The organism is Sphingobacterium sp. UBA7249 (assembly GCF_002472835.1).
Lineage (GTDB): Bacteria > Bacteroidota > Bacteroidia > Sphingobacteriales > Sphingobacteriaceae > Sphingobacterium > Sphingobacterium prati.
This window is the reverse complement of record NZ_DKST01000015.1, coordinates 629051-649822: the sequence shown is the minus strand read 5'-3', so window position 1 is coordinate 649822 and position 20772 is coordinate 629051. Positions and strand designations below refer to the sequence as shown.

The window sequence follows — 20772 nt, the reverse complement described above, 5'->3', positions numbered from 1 at the left end:
AGAGTATGGGGATTTATTCTGTTTTTAACTTCAAATTAGAAATGGCTTCTTTTGGCTGCACAAAACTATAGCTAATTTTTTCATCCTCTTTCACTTTTTGTATACCATCCAAAAGGAATCTATCGTCTTTTTGAAGTCCACTGGCAACCACATAAAGATCTGGAAGGGAATTACCTATGGTAATGTAACGGGCTTTTAATTTGCCATTTTTATCCACCACATAAACATATTTACGGTCCTGCAATTCATAGGTTGCTTTTTGTGGAATAATCAATGCCTGCTTTAATGGAAAATTCATGACAACTTTACCGCTCTCACCATGCTTTAGCAATCGATTGGGATTTGGAAACCTGGCTCTAAACGCAATATTACCTGTTTCACTGTCAAACTCACTTTCTATGGTCTCTACCACACCATGTTCTGGAAATAATTCATTATTGGCTAACAATAATCCTACATGGGTATCTCCCCGTTTATTGATATTAGTTTGATAATTAAGATACTCGGGCTCAGAAACATTGAAATATACGAGCATCTGGCTATTGTCAGAAAGACTCGTTAATAATTCTCCTTCGTCTACCAGACTTCCCAATTTTAGGGGAATTCGGTCTATTGTACCATCAAATGGCGCTCTTATCTCTGTAAAGGAAAGGTGCAGTTTCGCAATAGCGGAAGCTGCTTTGGCCTGTTCCAATTTAGCTTTCGCCATGGCAAGTTCATTCGGGGACACTACATTTTTATCCGCTAAGCTCTTCGTGTTCTGTACTTCGATCTCAGCTACATTAACCTCGGCCATTGACTTTCTAAATTCTGCTTCATACATTTTGGGCATAATACGAAACAGCAATTGCCCTTTGTGTACAAATTGTCCTTCGTCCACAAAAATTTGCTCCAGATATCCTTTCTCCTGCGCACGTAATTCGATATTACGGAATGACTTAATCTGAGATACAAAATCTTTATGGATGGTTGTATCCATTTGTACCGGAGAGGTCACATTGAATTTTTCTTTCTCTTCTTTCTCTTCCTTTTTGGAAGTACACCCAATTTGGCATAATACCATAGCCAAATTAACGAGCATAAGTACTCTTTTCATTTGTAAACGTCTAATTAAAAATAAGTTTGATTGTTTGTTTGATATTCGAATTGAAATAACTTAATCCTTAACTTGTTACAGGACACAAAAACGGTAAATCATTGATAGACAAATGAAAACCCGGTTGATACAGAAATTAAAAAGAATAAGGCTAAGCTATTTTGGGGAATTGGCTACTAAATTCTCCAGTTTTGTTGAAGAATATATCTTTGTGGGTGTAAATAAGCGATAAAATTGCAAAAGGGAATCTTCTTTGCAAATCGGAATACAAAAATGAAAAGTACGACCGCACAGAACAATAAAGCTACAAAATCTGCAGCTGCATGTAGATCCTTGGTTAATTGAAAATTCTCGCTGTTAAATTCTTCAAAGACGGGATTTTCATCGTGAACATTTCCCGCAATGAGGGGGTCGATATGAGAGGTGAGCGAAGCAATCTTTTCCTTTAGATTAGCTTCATTATGCTGGTACATGAAACTGACCACAGGACGATCTGATTCATTGAGCACAGCATGGCTATTACCGCTCCTAATTAATAGGAAGACTATAAAACATAGAATTGTAATAACCGCTTTCATTTGTGGGCAAATATACTGGCGTAGAAATAATTTTAATAAGCTTTAACACAATTTAACAAAATGATTACATTCTGTCGATAGTAATCAAAATAATGAAAGCTGTTTTCCTGTTTTATCATCTTTTGGTGCTTTAGCTCGGCCGAGTACCGTTCGTCCATTATATCTCCAGGAATTCCTACGTTCATCCTCTATTACTTGTTGAATATCAAACTGTGGCATAAAATTATGCTCAGCATCCAAGATAATCTGATGAAGTTTATTTACGGACTTCAACTTATCGCTATTGCCCAGCTTTGATTTTTCAATACCTTTTCGTAGGATCTGAATACTTTGATCATAGATATCCAGAGGAACGGGAAAAGGATGTCCGTCCTTTCCACCATGTGCAAAAGAAAAGCGTGCCGGATCTTTAAATCGTGCAGGAGCACCATGGATCACCTCGCTGACAAGTGCCAACGATTGTAATGTACGGGGTCCCATTCCTTTTAACAGTAGAAGCTCCTCAAAATTCTGCGGTTGATTTTCCCGTGCGACATACAACATCGCCCCTAGCCTTTTCAGATCAACGTCTGTAGATCGGACATCATGATGGGAAGGCATCACTAACCTTTTAAAGTCCAATAATGCTTGAGAAGAATCTTCGTTTACAATAGTCATGATGCCAGCTCTGTTCGGAGCCGCACCAGAAGCCGTCAAATTTAAAATAATTCCCTGAGGACAACCGTTGATACCAGCATGGGGTTCTTCAATGAAAGAACGGACTTTGTCCGAATGCCAATGATAGCGACGAGCAGTTCCATCGTAATCGTGCATACCCTGTTGTACGACAGCCCAATGACCGTTTTTAGCCACAATAAAATTATGAAGATATAACTGATAACCATCTTGTATCGCTGTATTATCTACTTTTGCTACCAACTTGCTTGTTCGAACCAACCTATTACCATCCAAACCAGTTTTATCCGCAAGGTAAAGTAGTTCCTGAGGTGTACCTTTAGAAAATTTCCCCTTGCCACCACATATATAGAGACCGAATGCATCCGCACAGGGGTTAATAGCGCGTTTTAGCGCTCCCATAACAGATGTTGTAATACCCGATGAATGCCAGTCCATACCGAGCACGGCGCCAAAGCTTTGAAACCAAAATGGATCTGCCAAGCGCCTGAGCACCTCATCTTGCCCATAGTCCATCAGGATCACCTCAACAATGGATTTGCCCAATAAACTCATCCGCTCATAAAGCCAAGCCGGTACCTTTCCATAGTGCAATGGCAAATCCGCTATTCCCGAATGCTCCATAAATAAAACTAAATTTATTAGCACAAATGTAATTCTTTTTATTGACCAAACAAGATTTTCTGAAATTTTAAGTAGACGAGCTGATACGAGAGACCTGTGTTATACACTTTATTTATAAAATTGGAAATATACCTAAAGAAGCTCACAACGCACAGAATGAATAATAAAAAAGGCTGGATAATTAGCGAATTAATCCAGCCTTTTTTATTTCAATATTGAGTGTGCTCCCACACAGGGCAGTTACTCAATGTTATCCTTCGTTGGCGATTTACTTTCCAGTTAATGCCGATAGCAATCCCGCGCGGAAGGATGGATCTTTTTCGGAAAATTCAATACCATGCTTATACGTATCTATATTAAAAAACAACTCCGCTGGTTCTGCTTTTTTATTCTCTAAAAAGAGTTTAAAACTATACGCAGTTTTCTTTGATAAATCAACATTCATTTTATTGGATGAGAAGACATTGGGCAATACTACGTCTTTTGTAAAGCCATCGCTGGTTGGCATTTGAAACAATTCACCCAAGGCTTTGACTAGATTATTGGATTGCGTACCTAGGCTAGTAATTTTAATTTTCCCTTTAGTAAATCCGACGTCGTCACTTGGCTGACCATCAATAATACCCGCAGGTATAAAATCAATAATTTCAAATTTCGCGCCGACAGTATCCTGATTGTAAAGTGATTTCGTTGTATAAATACGGCTCGAATCTGTTTTTACTTCATCCGTAATACGCAAAAAGAAATTCTTTTTTTCGGGTCCAGGAGTGCCATTTGTCAATTTTTCGATGCGCACCCGTTCGATTGTATTTGTCGTCGCAGTATCACTTCCATCAGTTTTCTTCTGATTGGAATTTCCACAAGCAGCCAACATCAGCGTAGCTGTGGCAAGAATGGCTATAGATTGAATTTTGTACATGGTGATTTGTTTATTATCAGTAATCATTCAAATATTGTTCTTATAATATTACTATTATTACTGATAACAAACAACCATTGGCAATGTTTTTATTTTATTTCAATAAAGCTTCGTATAAAATTTCAACAGGATGAAAGGATTTTCTTCCAGCACCATCCTTGATCTGATGCCGGCACGAAGTACCTGCTGCAGCGATTAAAGTTGCTGTATCCGTTTCGCGTACAGCTGGCAATAAAACCAGTTCAGCCACTTTCATTGAAACATCATAGTGCTCGGCCTCATACCCAAAGGAACCCGCCATCCCACAGCAACCTGAGGGAATAACTTCAACAGCGTAATTTGACGGAAAGGACAATACCTGCTGGGTCACACCCACCAAATGAAAAGCCTTTTGGTAGCAATGTCCATGCAGCTTGATTTTTCTGTCAACGGCAGTAAACTGTTCCTGACAAATACGGCCAGCCTCAATTTCCGCTAATAGAAACTCGTCAATCATAAGCGCATTTTTAGCAATCCGATGGGCATCAGCACGGAGATTTTCATCGACCAGACTTAAGTATTCATCCCTAAAAGTAATGATCCCAGATGGCTCAATACCTAACAACGGCATATCGTCCGTGATCAGATCTTTTAGAAAATTGATGTTTTGGTTGGCAATTTTCTTGGCTTCTTTGACAAATCCTTTGGAAAGAAAAGTCCGGCCACTTTGCACATGTTTTGGAATAATCACCTCATAGCCCAACGCCGTTAGTAGTTTATAAGCTGTAATACCGATCTCAGCATCATTATATTCCGTAAACTCATCAGAGAATAGGTAGACCCGGCGCTTTTGTGGTACTATCTTTTGTCTCTTGACCCATTGGCTCAATGTTGTTCCATTAACCGTGGGAAGCGACCGCTTCGGCGCAAAACCGACCGTTTTCTTAACCAAACCGGACAGGAAATCGTTCTTCACAACAAAATTGTAAAGTGGAGCGACCAGCGAACCCAGTTTTTGAGAGTCGGTAAAGTTGGCAATCAATTTAGTCCTAAAACCAGCGCCGTGTTCATCGTAATAATGTTGTAAAAATTCTGCTTTCATTTTGGCAACATCCACACTTGAAGGGCATTCTGTTTTACAACCTTTGCAGCTCAAACATAAATCCATGACTTCCTTAATCTCCTCATGATCAAAGCGATTTCTCTTTGTGGAATTGGTCAAAAACTGCCGTAGCATATTTGCTCTTGCACGTGTTGTATCCTTCTCATCTCGAGNNGAAGGACACATGGTACCGCCAGTAATTTCTGTTTTTCGACAATCGCCCGATCCCGAGCATTTTTCCGCTAAACGCAAGATAGATTCATCTTTCGAAAAATCGAAATATGTTTTTATAGTCGTTCTATTCTTGTCGTTATCGTAGCGCAGATGGGCATCCATTGGCGGTGTGTTGACAATTTTATTGGCATTAAAAATCCCCAGTGGATCAAAAATGACCTTGACTTCTTCCAAAAGCTTATAGACCTTTTCGCCAAGTACCTTACCAATAAACTCGCCTCGTAAACGCCCATCACCGTGCTCTCCGCTTAATGATCCATTATACTTTAAAACCAGGTCACTTGTTTTTTCCAGTATGGAGCGGAAAGTGCGTTTACCTTCTTCTGTTTTCAGATTGACAAAAGGTTCAATATGCAGTTCACCGGCTCCAGCATGCGCGTAATAAGAGGCATGTACGCCTTCTTCGATCAATAGCTTCTGAATATCGCTGACATATTCCGGCAGGTCTTCCGGAGAAACCGCACAGTCTTCGATTAAGTTTACAGGCTGACTATCACCCGGGAGATTACGGATAAGGCCAAGTCCCGCTTTTCTAACATCCCAGACTAAATTCGTTTGTTCGGTTCCAGTTATAAATGGATAAGCATAGCCTAATCCTCTTTCGATCAGTTCAGCCTTTAAAGCCATGGCTTTAGCTTCGGTCGCGGCTAAAGTATCACCTCTGAACTCGACGATTAATAATGCCTGCGGATCTCCTTCTATAAAAAAACGATTATATTGATAAGTAGGGTGACCAACCGTAAAATCCATAATATATTTATCCACCAGCTCCGAAGCCTCCGGCTTATGGTTCAATGCGATCACATTACCACGCATACATTCGACCATATCGGAAAAATGAACACATAATAGGCCCAATTCTTTCGGTGGTAAATCCATCAAGCGTAGCTTTGCCTCAGTGACAATCGCCAAAGTACCCTCCGAACCCGCCAAAAGATTACACATATTAAAAGGTTGATGTCGATCACTCAGAATGTCCAGCGCATAACCTGTGTTTCGTCTGGTAATCGAACGCTTGGGATAACCCGCATCAATATCTGCCAGATTTTGAGGATCTGTTAACAAGTCATTCATTTGGCGATAGATATCCCCCTCACGATCTGTCTGTAAAAGTTTTTTGAAATAACTTTTCTCGTCAAGCGAAGTAAAGCTTACTTCGGATTTATCATCTAGAAGTACATTTGCCGCAATGACGTTGTTCCGCGTATCACCCCAAACAATCGAATGAAGACCAGAAGAATTATTGCCGATCATCCCCCCGATCATGGCCCGGCTAGCGGTAGAGGTTTCGGGACCAAACATCAAGCCAAAAGGTTTAAGGTAGCTGTTTAAATCATCACGAATGACACCTGGTTCCACACGAACCCATTTCTCCTGTACATTCAATTCGAGGATACGGTTAAAATGACGGGATATATCCATGATAATACCATTTCCAACAACTTGTCCCGCCAACGATGTACCGGCGGCACGCGGAACTAATGTTGTTTGGTTTGCACGGGCAAAATCAATCAGGTTCTTTATATCATTTATATCAGATGGAATAGCCACGGCCAACGGCTTCTCCTGGTACACCGAGGCATCCGTCGAATAGGCAAGCAACATGGTTTGATGTAATGCTTCATCTGTATAGTACAACTCACCTTTCAGTTGAGCTGCCAATAAGGCTAATTGATTCTGATCTTTCACTGAATTTGCTTTTTAATATAGAAAACAAATTTAATTAAATTTCCCTTCGGAAAAAGCAACAATTGCAAGAAATATACAATTCTTTTCAAGAAAACGCATAAAAACGCAAACACAAAATGCAACAAACCCGAATTTTATTTCGTGTCTTCATCATTTGCTTGTATTTTTGCAATAGCAACACGATTTAATGAATTAACGTCTTCTTTGTTATATGCGTAATCTCATCCTTCGATACACATTACATTCAGATTTTATTATATATACGATTCGGGTAATGCTGGGATTTTTACTCGGCTATATGCTATTTGTATCCTTTCCGGAATATTCTGTGTCCTGGACTCTTATTTCAATTATCTTGGTCATATCTCCTCAAGAAAATGAGTCAAAAAAAATTGCTATTGATCGCGCAAAATCAAATTTTATTGGATCAGCTATTGGACTTAGTTTATACTTCGTCCCGATCCCGCAGCTTTATGCGATGATTATCGGCATGCTTGCTTCGCTCTGCATTTGCAAGATACTGAATATTATGGCTGTGGCGCGCACTTCTATGGTCGCGCTAATTATAGTTTATTTACATGAGCAAGAAAGTCGTTCCTATTTTGCGGCCCTGGACCGTTTTGGCTGTGTTTGCGTAGGGTGTTTGATTGGATTGGGCGTCATCTTATCTACCCGAAATATTATTATTGAATTAAGAAATCGGTATAATTGTTGATTATCATAGGCCAAAACACTTTCACAACTTATTAATACCCAATAAATTAAATCTAATCCCAAGTATAACCACCCATCTTAATCGAATAATATTCATTAATAAAACGTAGTACACAGAATAATATTCATAATCAATACATATATTTTGAATATTATACTTTTTTATTTACCTTTGCAGTCGAAATGACAAAAGTAGAATATAATTTAGATCAGGTGGATTACAAAATCCTCCGTTTGATGCAGGATAACGGGCGTATCAACAATGCTGATATTGCTAGAGAGTTAGGTATGGCTCCTTCAGCAATACTGGAACGCGTTAAAAAGCTTGAACAAAAAGATGTAATCTTAAAATATAGCGCCAAAATCAACCCAGCTGCTGTTGATCAAAAACTTTTATCATTTATTTTCATCAAAGCAAATGATATTATCGGCGAACAACGTGTGGGTCTTGCTCTCGCTGAAATCCCCGAAGTGCAGGAAGTACACGACATTGCCGGAGATGATGGTTATCTTATCAAGGTGAGAACACCTGATTCGACAGGTTTAGTGGATTTAATGCGTAATACATTAAGTAAGGTAGAAGGAATAATTTCCACACGTACCACAATCGTACTTCAGACGGTAAAAGAAGATCAACAGGTTGTTATACCTGAATAATAGAAAGGAGGTTTAATTATGTTGCAAGGACACAAAAAAGCTGCAAGCCCACTGATGGTTGTAGTTGCTTATTTTATAATTTACGTAGTATGGGGGTCAACCTTCTTTTTTATAGAAAAAGCGTTGCATAGTTTTCCACCGTTTATATTGGGATCGTTTCGATTTGTTACCGCAAGTGCGATCCTGATGAGCTATTGTGCAATAAAAGGTTATAAATTATTTAATAAACGTTCCATATTAGAAGCTGCCTTTGTCGGATTTCTCCTTTTGTTTGTCGATATGGCCGGTGTCATCTGGGCGGAGCAATATGTATCCGGTGGAGTGGCTGCAATAATCGCAGCAGCAGCAGCAATCTGGTTTATTTTGCTCGACAAACCCAAATGGAAGGAGAATTTTAGCAGCATTACAACGGTAGCCGGGGTTATGCTTGGATTCGTTGGAGTCGTTATGCTATTTGCCGAACAGATTATGGCATCCAACGACAATGTTAATGGAAATTTGAAGATCATTGCTTTATGTATTTTGGTATTGGGCTCCATTGCATGGACAGTAGGTTCTTTAGCATCTAAATATTTCAAAAAATCAGAAGCACAAGAAAAAGAAGACTTACATGTTATGGTCAAAACAGCTTGGCAGATGGTCACCGCAGGTTTTCTTTTTAATATCACGGCACTTTTCACGGGCGAGTACGCATCATTTGAATTAAGCAGCGTCGCTCCTGTCGACTGGTTCAATTTAGGCTATTTGATCACATTTGGTTCTATCCTCGCATTTAGCTCCTACATTTGGCTTTTACAGGTGCGCCCAGCGATGGAAGTAAGTACTTATGCCTATGTGAATCCGATCATTGCGTTAATATTAAGTCATTTTTTCACTTCACATGCCGTGACGCCCTTGCAGATTGTAGGTTTGGCAGTTATTTTGTTTTCTGTTTTACTGATGAATTGGAAAGCTTACCGCACCAAACTATCAGCAAAAAATAAAAACAAAAAGGTCCTACAAGGAAACACATTGGATACATTGACGAAAAATAATGACCGTCAAACTCCCATAGATGATCTTCCTGAGGCAGAATTGGTTCACTAGGTTGTTATTTTTCTAATTATATGATAAAGCTTAACGTAGATTTATGTTAAGCTTTTATTGTTTTTATGTTTTTGGCAAAATTAGCGCGTAAGGAATAAGATTTCTTCGTATTTAATTGGCTAACTTTGCCCCAATATTTGGTTAAACTAACTATAATGAATATATCAAAGCAAATTGCCTTTATCGGTAGTCTTGGAGTCGCTTCGCTTTTGATGGTCACTGGTTGCTCAAAGCAACTCCACCCTACACAGAAGGATTTTCAGCAATATCATATTAATAAGGATGTACAAGCAGACCCTACTGTCGTTTCCATCTATGAGCCGTTCAAGCAAAAGATGGAAGCTGAAATGAACCGCGTTATCGGACACGCCGACAAGGCCCTCACAAAAGAGAAAACTCCTGAAACATTAATGGGAAACTTCTTTTGTGAAGCCTTATTATGGATGAGTGAGCATTATGCCCATAATCCTGCAGACCTGGCCTTTGCGACCAAAGGAGGAATCCGTAACGATCTCAAGGCTGGAAATATCACTATTGGCCATATCTTTGAAGTAATGCCATTTGAAAATACATTAACGATTCTTGAACTAAAAGGCGGTCAAATACGTCAGCTTGCTGATTATATCGCAGCCACCCATGGCCAACCCATTGCAGGTATGACCTTGACGATAACAGACAATAAAGCGCAGGACGTCAAAATTAAAGGACAGCCCATCGATGACAATAAATTATACAAACTGGTCACCTATGATTACCTTGCCAATGGTGGTGATAACCTCGTGTTATTAACGCAATCGGTCTCCAGAACCAACTACACCCAACGGATGCGCGAAGGTTTGATAGGATATGTAAGTGAATTAACAAAAGCAGGTAAACAAGTAAATGCGAAATTAGATGGAAGAATTAAAATCAATTAATCGGAGAACGTTTATCAAGCAAGCCGGTGGAATTGCTGCAGCACTTGCTTTGGGTTCATTACCTTTTCAGGCGGCGGCAGAACGTAAAAAGATCAAATTGACCATTTTACATACGAACGACGTGCATAGCCGAATTGAACCCTTTCCAATGGACGGTGGTAAGTACCAGGGACTGGGAGGCGTGGCTCGCCGCAGCACATTGATCAATAAAATCCGTAAGGAAGAAAAGAACCTCCTGTTGCTGGATGCCGGCGATATGTTTCAGGGAACACCATATTTTAATCTTTTTGGAGGTAAATTGGAATTGGACCTCATGACGAAATTAGGATATGATGCCGGGACTTTTGGTAATCACGAGTTTGACAATGGTCTGGACGGGCTCGTAAAATATCTGGATCACGCCAAATTCCCTTTTCTGACCGCTAACTACGATTTTAAAGGCACTGTGCTCGAAGGAAGGACACAAGATTATACCATTTTCCATAAAGGCGGTATTAAAATAGGTGTATTTGGGCTAGGTGTTGATATCGAAGGTCTGGTAGATCCCAATAATTATAAGGGTATGAGTTATCTGGATCCAATCGAAATCGCGAACAAAATTGTTAAAATCCTAAAGGAAAAACATAAGTGCGATCTTATAATCTGTCTTTCACACCTTGGATATCAATATGAGAATGATAAGGTTTCAGATCTGGTACTTGCCTCCAAAACATCAGATATTGATTTGATCATCGGTGGTCACACACATACTTTTTTAAATGAACCGACCTTGGTCACAAATTTAAAAGGAGCGCAGACAGTGATCAACCAAGTGGGCTTTGCAGGTATTAACCTCGGCCGAATTGATTTCATTATGGAACCCGGTTCAGGTAAAAAACAGCTGATAGCAAGTACATATCAGGTTAACCCGTCAATCGAAGAGTCACTATTGGCATAAACGTTATCAATTTATAATAGATGCCAAATTGACCAATATCAATTTGGCATTTTTTTATCAAAATGAGTTATAGCTTTTATAAGGCCGAGCTGCCCCTTCTATCGGAATGACAACAAAACGCTTATAAAAATAAACACCGTCTAAAAGCAAATTATTTGCATGAAAAAAATTATATCCATATACCTAGATTCTTTTAAAGGCCTTTCGCAGGCAGCCTGGCTTTTGGCCATTGTTATGTTGATCAATAGAATGGGTAGTATGGTCATCCCCTTCCTGGGACTTTATATGACACAGGTACTTCATTTCGATATTAAGCAAGTCGGAATTGTCCTGATGAGCTACGGTATAGGCTCTGTATGCGGCTCTTATATCGGCGGATGGCTAACAGATCGGATCGGCAGCTTTAAGGTGCAATTCGGGAGCTTGGTATTGGCTTCCCCCTTATTTCTATTAATCCCCTATTTTAAAGAAGTTCAATCCCTGTCCATCATGATCTTTACGCTAAGTCTGATTTTTGACGCATTTAGACCAGCGAATTCTGTTTCAGTGGCCAGCTATGCGAAGCCTGAAAATATAACCCGTGCCTTTTCACTAAACAGACTGGCTATCAACCTGGGCTTTTCAATTGGCCCTGCCGTTGCCGGTTTTCTCGCTACAATTTCGTTTAACTGGATTTTCTATGGAAACTCCTTTGCCGTGCTATGTGCAGCAGTAATTTTCTTTATCTTTTTTAACAAAAGACAAAAAAGAACGGATGTTAAAGCAAAAAAAGACGCTTTGGTGCACAGCGAGGTAGCAAACCAAAGCCGCAACCCCTATACGGATGTTCCCTTTGTGTTATTCAATATCTTCTGCTGTATTTTTTCATTTTGCTTTTTCCAGTTAATTACAACCTTGCCGATATTCTACCGCGAAGTACATCGCTTGGATGACCATCAGATCGGATTCCTATTGGGCTGGAGCGGTTTTGTGATTGTTTTACTGGAGATGTTTGTTGTTCATGTCGCCGAAAAGAGGTTTTCACTGATCAGCACCTTGGTGTTTGGTACATTTCTATGTGCCAGTTCATATGCCATGCTGAATTATATGGGCGGACTTGGCTGGTTATATTTCACCTTCTTTATTTTTGGCCTCGGTGAGATGCTGACATTACCATTTATGGCTACTGTATCCGTTAACCGCTCTACCCCAAAAACACAAGGCGCATATATGGGTTTCAATTCCCTGGCATTCTCCGCAGCAAATATTTTTTCGCCACTGCTTGGGACTTCCATTGTTGACTCCTTTGGTTTCACCACACTTTGGTGGGCAACAGCACTAACATTATCCTTCACGGGACTTGGTTTTTACCTTGTGCTGAAGTGGATGCGATAAACAACAAGGGGGCATTNNAATGCCCCCTTGTTGTTTATCAATAAGATCCGGAGATTTTCCTACCAGATCTTAATACGTTTGTCCATAGGAACAAACATCTTGTCGCCATTTTTCGTTTCCCAGGCATCATGGAACGCATCTAAATTGATAATCGGTGCGAAAGCACGATACTGCGCGGGAGAATGCGGATCTGTTTTTACCTGATTCACAACAAACTCATCCGTTGTTTTCGTTCTCCAAATAGTTGCCCAAGAAAGGAAAAAACGTTGGTTTTGTGTAAATCCATCAATCAAACCAGGATTTCCTTTATCTTTTAAATAAAGCTGCAAAGCATCAAAGGCAACAGAAGAACCACCCAAATCACCAATATTTTCACCTAAAGTGAAACGGCCATTTACAAAAACTCCAGGAACTGGTTCATAAGCTTCAAATTGTTTCACTAGGGCGTCTGCTGCAGCTTCAAATTTAGCCTTATCGCCATCGGTCCACCAGTTATTCAAGTTTCCATTTCCGTCGTACTTGGCTCCTTGGTCGTCGAAGCCATGCGATAGCTCATGCCCTATAACGGCACCAATACCACCAAAATTTACAGCTGCATCCGCTTTGTAATCGTAGAATGGAGGTTGAAGGATAGCCGAAGGAAATACGATTTCATTAAACAAGGGGCTGTAATAGGCATTGACAGTCTGCGGCGTCATTCCCCATTCGGATTTATCGACCGGTTTGCCTTGCTTTGCTAAGTTTTCATAAAAAGACCACTTGCTGGATGATAAGACATTATCGTAAAGCGAAGTGCTAACATCAAGTTTGCTATAATCTTTCCATTTATCCGGATAACCGATCTTCACTTTAAACTTCGACAGTTTTTCAAGCGCCTTCACTTTTGTGTCTGCGGACATCCATGTTAAACCATTGATATGTTGTCCAAATGCTTTTACAAGATAACTGACTAACTCTTCCGCATCAGCTTTCGCTTGCGGTGGAAAATTTTCCTTCACATAGAGCTTTCCTAAGAGTTCTCCTGCAATGGAATTCACAAACTCGACTCCCCGTTTATCCAATGCACGTTGCTCTTTCTGCCCTTTCAGCTTACGGCCCCAAAAATCAAAAGATAAATCATTTAATTCCTGTGTGGTATAAGACGCTGCTGTATTTAACACATGAAATGTCAAAATATCCTTAATAACAGGAAGGTTTTCTGGATTGAAGATCTTATCTAAATTTTCATAATATTTTAGCTCTGGAACAATAACAGTATCCACTTTAAATCCAACATCGCTTAGATATTTAGCAATATCGACGTTTTTTACCATCTTTTTCAGATCGGCAACCGCTACAGGATTGTAACGACCATTAGCATCACGTGACTGCTCAACAGTTTTTAGATTAGCAGCCAGCTCTTTTTCAAAAGCGACAATTTTAGGCCCTTTAAGATCTCTCGTGCGTTGACCTGACTTGGCATAAAGTGCCGAAATATAATTTGAATAGTCTTTTAATGTTTCCTCATTTTTTTGATCCTTTACCTGGTAATAAGAACGGCCTAAACCTAGACTTCCACCACCCAAATAAACGGTATTGACAGTAGAATTTTTGAGGTGAGCATAGACATATCCGCCAAAAAATGGATTACCTCCTATGGGTGCAACCTCTACCAGATATTTATAAAGGTCATCAAAATTCCTTATTGCATTGATTTTAGTCAAATATGGCTGAACAGGTGCCAAACCAAGTTTATCGCGTGTCTTCATGTCTACAAAAGATCTGTACAGATCCCCGATCTTCTGGTTATCTGTGCCTTTTGCAAACTGCCCGGACAATGATTCCTGCAACACTTTCAGCGTGGCAACATCTGTATTCTCACGTAATTCATCAAAAGATCCCCAGCGCGCTTTATCGGATGGTATCTTAACGGTCTTCATCCACTGACCATTTACAAAATTGTAGAAATCATCCTGCGGACGAACGGTTTTATCCATGTAGTCTACATTGATCGCATTATTTTGGGCATAACCGGTCAAAGAACCGCATGCCAGCAAAGCTGCTAACAGTATATTTCTCTTCATATGATATTTTAGTTTGTTATCTATCCACACAAACTTAAGAAAAGTTTTGCTATTGTCCTTAACACAGAACATAGTTTTGCGGACAACTAAAATAATATATATTACATTATGTCTGCGTCTTGTTTCTCGTCGATTTACGGAGAAGAAGAAGGAAGATAATCAGAAACAGCGCCACACCGCCCAGCCAAATCCATGGATTGGCATACCATAAGGTGCCGTTTGCCTCTCTGAGCTTTTGATTTTCCTCAATTGGTACGTTCGCATATAGCGACACAAAGAAAGAGAGCAGACAAAATAGTACAGACATTCTTTTCATACGACCTACTTTACTTTATATAGATAGAATGCTCCGTCGACCTATTTTGTTTGCTTAGGATAAAATTTGTGTTCAGTCCTTCTGCCTGATTTCTCCCAGGTGAACGACGTCTTTTAAATCAAAAGGGGTCTCTTGGTAGACAAAATAGTTAAGCCAATTATTGAATAATAGGTTCGCATGACTCGTCCATCGTACCAAAGGTTGATTGTCAGGATTGTCATCACGATAATAGTTCGCTGGCATACGTATGGTCTGGCCTTTTTCTAAATCTCTTTTATATTCTTCATCCAATGTAAAAGGTGCGTACTCGGAATGACCGGTCAGATAAAACTCACGCCCGCCACGGGAAGATGCGATTGCAATGCCAGCTTCGGGAGATTCAGAAAGAATTTCTACACCGTTTTTAGTAAGCAAATCTTCTTTCTCAATAGTGGTATGCCGGCTATGCGGAATAAAAAACTCATCGTCAAATCCACGGAATAATGGATGTCTTTTGTCGAGCGCCGTATGTTTGAATACACCAAAAAGCTTTTCTTCCAAAGGTTTTTTCTCAACCTCATAGAAATGGTATAACGCAGCCTGTGAAGCCCAACAGATATATAAGCTCGACGTTACGTGTGTTCTTGCCCAGTCAAAGATTGTCTGGATCTCATCCCAATAGGTAACCTCCTCAAATCGAACCATTTCCACAGGCGCTCCCGTGATGATCATACCGTCGTAAAAGTTTTCTTTCACTTCACTTAGGCTTTTATAAAACATCTCTAGGTGTTCCTCAGGGGTGTTTTTAGACACATGGGTTTCCAATCGAAGAAACTCCATCTCAACCTGTAAAGGATTATTGGAAAGTAAACGAATAAAATCGGTCTCCGTTGTGATCTTAAGCGGCATCAGATTAAGGACCAAAACACGTAATGGTCTAATATCCTGCTCATTTGCTCTCAGGTCACTCATAACAAAGATATTCTCCTTTTTTAAAAGTTCTATCGCAGGAAGGTTATTAGGAAGTTTGACTGGCATATATAATTTCTCCTTATACAATTAGCATGCAAAATTAGCAAGAAAATGGCAGAATAATAAATGAATCCGCAAATTTAAGTTTGCACCGAATGAGCAGATTCAATTACCTTCCAACTTATTCTTCACTTAATTGTTTTAAGGCCTTTCTAAACTTCACTGATCCGAAGTTCATCCCGCCAACATGCTTGTTGACCAATTTGCCCGCTTTATCCAGGATAATGGTGGTCGGTATGCTTGTCGTACTCCATTCTTTTGGCAATGCTGAATTCAGTTGATAGACCGGAAGACTATACTTCCGCTTTTTTAGAAACTTCGCTGAAGATTTCAGATTACCGTCAACATCCACGGACAAAAAAACGATTTTGCTATTCCCCCGAAAATCCTTATACAGCTTGTCCAGAGAAGGCATTTCAGCCAGACAGGGTGAGCACCATGTCGCCCAAAGATTGATCAGAACAACCTTGTCTTTGAGCTGATTTAACGAAACAACATTTCCCTTGCTGTCTTTAAAGCTAACCTCCGCATTCTTGTTTAACAGGACTGTTTTTTCCTTTTGTTCTCCGGGATGCGCATAACTGGACGCTGTGTGGACAAATGGTATAGAAAGCAATAAGCTAGCGGCAATCAATCTGAATGTATTTTTTATTTTCATCTTGTTTTCTCCAATAAAAGGACATTAACTTAAACGTCTGATCTGGCAAATGATTGTACCTTTCGTACAAAACAAATTAATATCAGCGTTCTCCAACGCAACGCTGGCTCCGGTTGATCCGCCAATTTTATCGTTCCGCGGATACCAAACGGTTTAAAAACCGTCTGATTAAAAGAATTAAATCTTGAGACTATACAATATAATCAACTAACAAACATTTAATCCGAATAAAATATAGATCCGAGTTTTCCTGATCCGAACGGCTGCTTTTGTGCAGTTCAACAACTGAAAGAAATAATATGTCTAAAAGTTATTACAAACAAATTTACGGATATGGTTATTATATAGTATATAATAAGTAAATCAATATGAGCAAGGAAAAATCAATTCAGGAAATCGAAATCGATGGAAGAGTGTATCAGTATAGCTCCCTAAGGGATCTACCAGAAGGTAATATTGAGCATCTCCCATTCAGTATCCGAATTCTTCTGGAAAATGTATTACGTAATCATGATGGATTTAGTATAACGGATGAACATGTCAGCACATTGATCGGCTGGTCTCCACAACCCGTTGATAAAGATATTCCATTTAAGCCGGCACGCATTCTGATGCAGGATTTTACGGGCGTTCCTGCTGTTGTGGACATGGCTTCCTTAAGGGCTGAATTTATTCGACATGGCAAGGATGGACAGAAGATCAATCCGGCAATTCCAGTTGATCTGGTGATTGACCATTCCGTGCAGGTGGATTATTTTGGAACAGAATACTCCTACGACAAAAATGTCGAATTGGAATATGAGCGCAACCGGGAGCGTTATGAGCTTTTAAAATGGGCGCAAAAAGGTTTAAAAAATTTCACTGTCGTACCGCCGGGAATGGGAATCTGCCATCAGGTAAACTTAGAATATCTTGCCAAGGGAGTTATCGCCCGTGATAATTGGCTTTTTCCGGACACCTTGGTGGGTACCGATTCACATACGCCAATGGTGAATGGTATCGGTGTTCTGGGCTGGGGTGTGGGTGGCATTGAAGCTGAAGCCGCCATGCTGGGACAACCCATCTTCTTCACCTGTCCGGAAGTAATCGGACTCAAACTTACAGGCAAAATTCCGGATATCTGTACCGCAACTGATATGGTTCTTTCGATTACAAAAATCTTACGCGATAAGGGAGTTGTCGGAAAATTTGTCGAGGTCTTTGGAGAAGGATTGGATACACTATCAGTGACAGACCGCGCCACCATATCCAACATGTCGCCCGAATTTGGCTGTACAGTCACCTATTTCCCCATAGATGACCGTACGCTGGAATATATGCACAGTACCAATCGAACTGAACAGGAAATTAAAATTGTCGAAGAATATTGTAAGCGCAATTTGCTCTGGCGCACGGGAAAGGAACAGATCTCCTACTCTTCGGTAGTGGAATTTGACCTAAACACACTAGAACCAACGGTCTCAGGCCCCAAGCGCCCACAAGACAAAATTTTGGTCAAGGATCTAAACCATAAGTTTTCACAGCTGTTAGATAGCGAACACCATAGGCAATATATTCCCATGCCACAGCGTTCGGAATCAGCCTGGCTGGCAGATGGTGGGTCGGGGACCGAATTTACTTTTGGAAAAGTTCCGGTTGAACATGCTTCTCCCCATGAAGTTATTTCAGAGTCCATACATGCCGTACGCATCAAACACAATCACAAGGAATATATTGTCAGCGACGGCAGTATTGCTATTGCCGCCATAACCAGTTGCACCAATACCTCTAATCCGACTGTGATGATTGGTGCGGGTCTATTGGCCAGAAATGCGATCGAACGCGGTTTGCGCACAAAATCCTGGGTGAAGACCTCATTAGCCCCGGGTTCAAAAGTAGTAACCCAATATCTGGAAAGATCAGGCCTGAATGCAGATCTTGATGCGCTAAGATTTCACACCGTAGGTTATGGTTGCACTTCCTGTATTGGAAACTCCGGACCACTCCCACCCCAAATTGCTGAAGCAGTGGAGAAAGGGGAATTGATTGTTGCCTCGGTACTGTCAGGAAATAGAAACTTTGAAGCACGTGTACATCCGCAGGTAAAAATGAACTTTTTGATGTCTCCAATGTTGGTTGTTGCCTATGCCCTTGTAGGTCGAGTGGATATCAATCTAATGGAAGAACCATTGGACTATGATCCAAATGGCCAACCGGTTTATTTAAAAGATATCTGGCCAAGCCGCGAAGAAATCACCAAAACAGTTAACGAATGCGTCAAACAATCTGATTTTCAGGAAGTATATGACGTTATTTTTGACGGATCTACGGACTGGCAAGATCTGGCAGTCAACCTTGACCAGAATTATCAATGGGACAATAACTCAACCTACATCAAAGAATCCCCTTTTTTTGAAAACTTACAGGCAGTTCCACAGCCCATCGAGGACATCCAAAATGCCCGAGTATTGCTTTATTTAGGGGACTCTGTTACAACCGACCATATATCGCCGGCAGGTTCTTTTAAAGAAGATACCGCAGCCGGAAAATACCTAAAAGCCCATCAGGTGAATAGAGAAGATTTCAACTCTTATGGTTCTAGACGTGGTAATCATGAAGTGATGATGCGTGGAACCTTTGCCAACGTGCGCATTAAGAACAAAATTACCGATCAGGAAGGTGGTTTCAGCCGGTATTTCCCAACAAATGAAGTAAAAACAGTCTATGATACAGCAATGGAATATCGAAAAACCAATACGCCGCTGATCGTTTTGGCCGGAAAAGAATACGGTTCAGGATCTTCCCGGGATTGGGCAGCCAAAGGCACATTTCTCCTTGGTGTACGGGCGGTGATTGCCGAAAGCTTTGAACGTATACATCGAAGCAATCTGGTGGGTATGGGAGTAGCACCGCTTGTCTTTATCAATGGAGAGAATGCCGAAAAGCTGGGACTTGACGGTACTGAAACCTATACCATCACCGGCCTGGCGAATGAGCTAACACCGCATAAACTTTTAGATGTAAAAGCTGTTCACGAAAATGGAAAAACAATCACGTTTCAGGTCAGAGCAAGACTGGATTCGGCTATCGAAATCGAATACTTTAAAAATGACGGTATTTTACAGTATGTATTAAGGCAATATTTAAAAAACAATTAATTTGGTGCCTTATTGACCAACACCGAATTTGCAAATAAAACGGGGCACGATATATCGCGCCCCTTTCACAACCTATATAAAAACCTACCAGAGTTCTATTTAGACAACTATTTCTCGCCAACACAAAAGGACGCTTGGCGACTTGCCAAAGTTACATCCCATAATAAGGGATTTTTCTCCCTGAAGTCAGCCATTTTTGGCCTCGGGGCAATGTAAGGGATTAAATCGGTTATACTTCCATTATCAATGATAAAAATGTATTTTCGTCTGCGGTCAATCCCGATATTTACGTAGACAAACAAATCATGGAAGAACTGGTAGAGCAGACTATTTCGAATGTAAACTTCAACAAAGAATTACAGCAAATTACAGAATTTTATAAATGCACATTTGAGTATTGCGATTTCCAAAACGCCGCAATGGTTGATCTGATGTTTACAAATTGTGAATTTAAATCCTGTAATTTATCCAATATAAAATTAAAAGGAACACAATTGGATCATGTCATTTTTCAGGACTGCAAGATGTTAGGTATACAGTTCAACGAATGTAGTTCATTCTCTTTTCATATCGAAATGAAGAATACCACACTGGATTATGCTTCTTTTTTTGAACGTAATATGAAGAAATTCAAATTTGAACAGTGTTCATTGCAACATGTTGATTTTGAAAAAGCCAACCTCCAACAGGCCATCTTTAAAGATTGTAACTTCCTGAACGCGCGGTTTGAGCAATGCAATCTGGAAGGCTGTGACTTTCGGACTTCGGTTCATATCCAAATGGATCCCGAAGCCAATCGGATGAAAAAAAGTAAATTCGAACCGGAGCAACTACCGGGCCTGTTAGCTAAATATCAATTGCTGATCGACTGAGCGGAATTTTTAGCATTGCGTACGGCAAATGTTCTTAATCAACAATCGGCTAAATAACGGATTTCAGGGATAAAAGAGCTTATCTTAAATCATCATATTTGCCTATTAATTTTAGGTAGATGAACCTATCATGC

Annotated in this window: 17 protein-coding genes; 8 read left to right on the top strand and 9 right to left on the bottom strand. The window is 40.2% G+C overall.

The genetic code is table 11. The features are described from left to right. Window positions 1–13 precede the first annotated feature (13 nt). From B4A24_RS13490 to B4A24_RS13470, 5 genes are all read right to left on the bottom strand, one after another. Window positions 14–1096: an efflux RND transporter periplasmic adaptor subunit gene (locus B4A24_RS13490; protein ID WP_293945611.1), complete on the bottom strand. Its 1083-nt coding sequence runs from the start codon at window positions 1094–1096 to the stop codon at window positions 14–16. Window positions 1097–1272: 176 nt separating this feature from the next. Next, complete coding sequence (locus B4A24_RS13485; RefSeq protein WP_293945610.1) at window positions 1273–1674, bottom strand: hypothetical protein; 402 nt, start codon at window positions 1672–1674, stop codon at window positions 1273–1275. A gap of 84 nt (window positions 1675–1758) precedes the next feature. Further along, on the bottom strand, window positions 1759–2997 hold the full coding sequence (locus B4A24_RS13480; RefSeq protein ID WP_312400013.1) for a DUF763 domain-containing protein: 1239 nt from the start codon (window positions 2995–2997) through the stop codon (window positions 1759–1761). Between the two features lie 244 nt (window positions 2998–3241). Next, window positions 3242–3892 (bottom strand): hypothetical protein, encoded by a 651-nt coding sequence (locus B4A24_RS13475; protein WP_293945609.1) that lies wholly within the window; start codon window positions 3890–3892, stop codon window positions 3242–3244. 94 nt (window positions 3893–3986) lie between these two features. Further along, on the bottom strand, window positions 3987–6812 hold the full coding sequence (locus B4A24_RS13470; RefSeq protein ID WP_422663678.1) for an FAD-binding and (Fe-S)-binding domain-containing protein: 2826 nt from the start codon (window positions 6810–6812) through the stop codon (window positions 3987–3989). Window positions 6813–7170: 358 nt separating this feature from the next. On the opposite strand from B4A24_RS13470, the gene B4A24_RS13465 reads away from it, so the two are divergent. From B4A24_RS13465 to B4A24_RS13440, 6 genes are all read left to right on the top strand, one after another. Continuing rightward, window positions 7171–7611, top strand: a complete 441-nt coding sequence (locus B4A24_RS13465) for an FUSC family protein (protein WP_293945607.1) — start codon at window positions 7171–7173, stop codon at window positions 7609–7611. Window positions 7612–7793: 182 nt separating this feature from the next. After that, window positions 7794–8267 carry an Lrp/AsnC family transcriptional regulator gene (locus tag B4A24_RS13460; protein WP_293945606.1) on the top strand — a complete coding sequence of 158 codons (474 nt, stop codon included), beginning with the start codon at window positions 7794–7796 and terminating at the stop codon, window positions 8265–8267. 18 nt (window positions 8268–8285) lie between these two features. Continuing rightward, window positions 8286–9353 (top strand): EamA family transporter, encoded by a 1068-nt coding sequence (locus tag B4A24_RS13455; protein ID WP_293945605.1) that lies wholly within the window; start codon window positions 8286–8288, stop codon window positions 9351–9353. Between the two features lie 155 nt (window positions 9354–9508). Further along, the gene (locus B4A24_RS13450) at window positions 9509–10270 is read left to right on the top strand and encodes a 5'-nucleotidase C-terminal domain-containing protein (RefSeq protein WP_293945604.1); all 762 of its coding nucleotides are present in this window, start codon (window positions 9509–9511) and stop codon (window positions 10268–10270) included. Continuing rightward, window positions 10248–11207 carry a bifunctional metallophosphatase/5'-nucleotidase gene (locus B4A24_RS13445; protein WP_293945603.1) on the top strand — a complete coding sequence of 320 codons (960 nt, stop codon included), beginning with the start codon at window positions 10248–10250 and terminating at the stop codon, window positions 11205–11207. The genes B4A24_RS13450 and B4A24_RS13445 overlap by 23 nt, the downstream gene beginning before the upstream one ends. Window positions 11208–11366: 159 nt before the next feature. Further along, complete coding sequence (locus B4A24_RS13440; protein ID WP_293945602.1) at window positions 11367–12581, top strand: MFS transporter; 1215 nt, start codon at window positions 11367–11369, stop codon at window positions 12579–12581. Window positions 12582–12640: 59 nt separating this feature from the next. Here B4A24_RS13440 and B4A24_RS13435 read toward each other — a convergent pair whose 3' ends face one another. The 4 genes from B4A24_RS13435 to B4A24_RS13420 form a co-directional block, all read right to left on the bottom strand. Further along, window positions 12641–14644 carry a M13 family metallopeptidase gene (locus tag B4A24_RS13435; protein WP_293945601.1) on the bottom strand — a complete coding sequence of 668 codons (2004 nt, stop codon included), beginning with the start codon at window positions 14642–14644 and terminating at the stop codon, window positions 12641–12643. Between the two features lie 106 nt (window positions 14645–14750). Next, window positions 14751–14960 carry a hypothetical protein gene (locus B4A24_RS13430; protein WP_293945600.1) on the bottom strand — a complete coding sequence of 70 codons (210 nt, stop codon included), beginning with the start codon at window positions 14958–14960 and terminating at the stop codon, window positions 14751–14753. Between the two features lie 72 nt (window positions 14961–15032). Continuing rightward, complete coding sequence (gene metA, locus B4A24_RS13425) at window positions 15033–15977, bottom strand: homoserine O-acetyltransferase MetA (RefSeq protein ID WP_293945599.1); 945 nt, start codon at window positions 15975–15977, stop codon at window positions 15033–15035. 115 nt (window positions 15978–16092) lie between these two features. Beyond that, complete coding sequence (locus tag B4A24_RS13420; protein WP_293945598.1) at window positions 16093–16629, bottom strand: TlpA family protein disulfide reductase; 537 nt, start codon at window positions 16627–16629, stop codon at window positions 16093–16095. A 368-nt stretch (window positions 16630–16997) separates the two neighbouring features. Between B4A24_RS13420 and acnA the strand changes: the two genes are divergently transcribed. Then, entirely contained in the window at window positions 16998–19766 is a 2769-nt protein-coding gene (gene acnA / locus B4A24_RS13415) for an aconitate hydratase AcnA (protein ID WP_293945597.1), read from the top strand. 305 nt (window positions 19767–20071) lie between these two features. Beyond that, the gene (locus B4A24_RS13410) at window positions 20072–20638 is read left to right on the top strand and encodes a pentapeptide repeat-containing protein (RefSeq protein WP_293945596.1); all 567 of its coding nucleotides are present in this window, start codon (window positions 20072–20074) and stop codon (window positions 20636–20638) included. The last annotated feature ends 134 nt before the right edge of the window (window positions 20639–20772 follow it).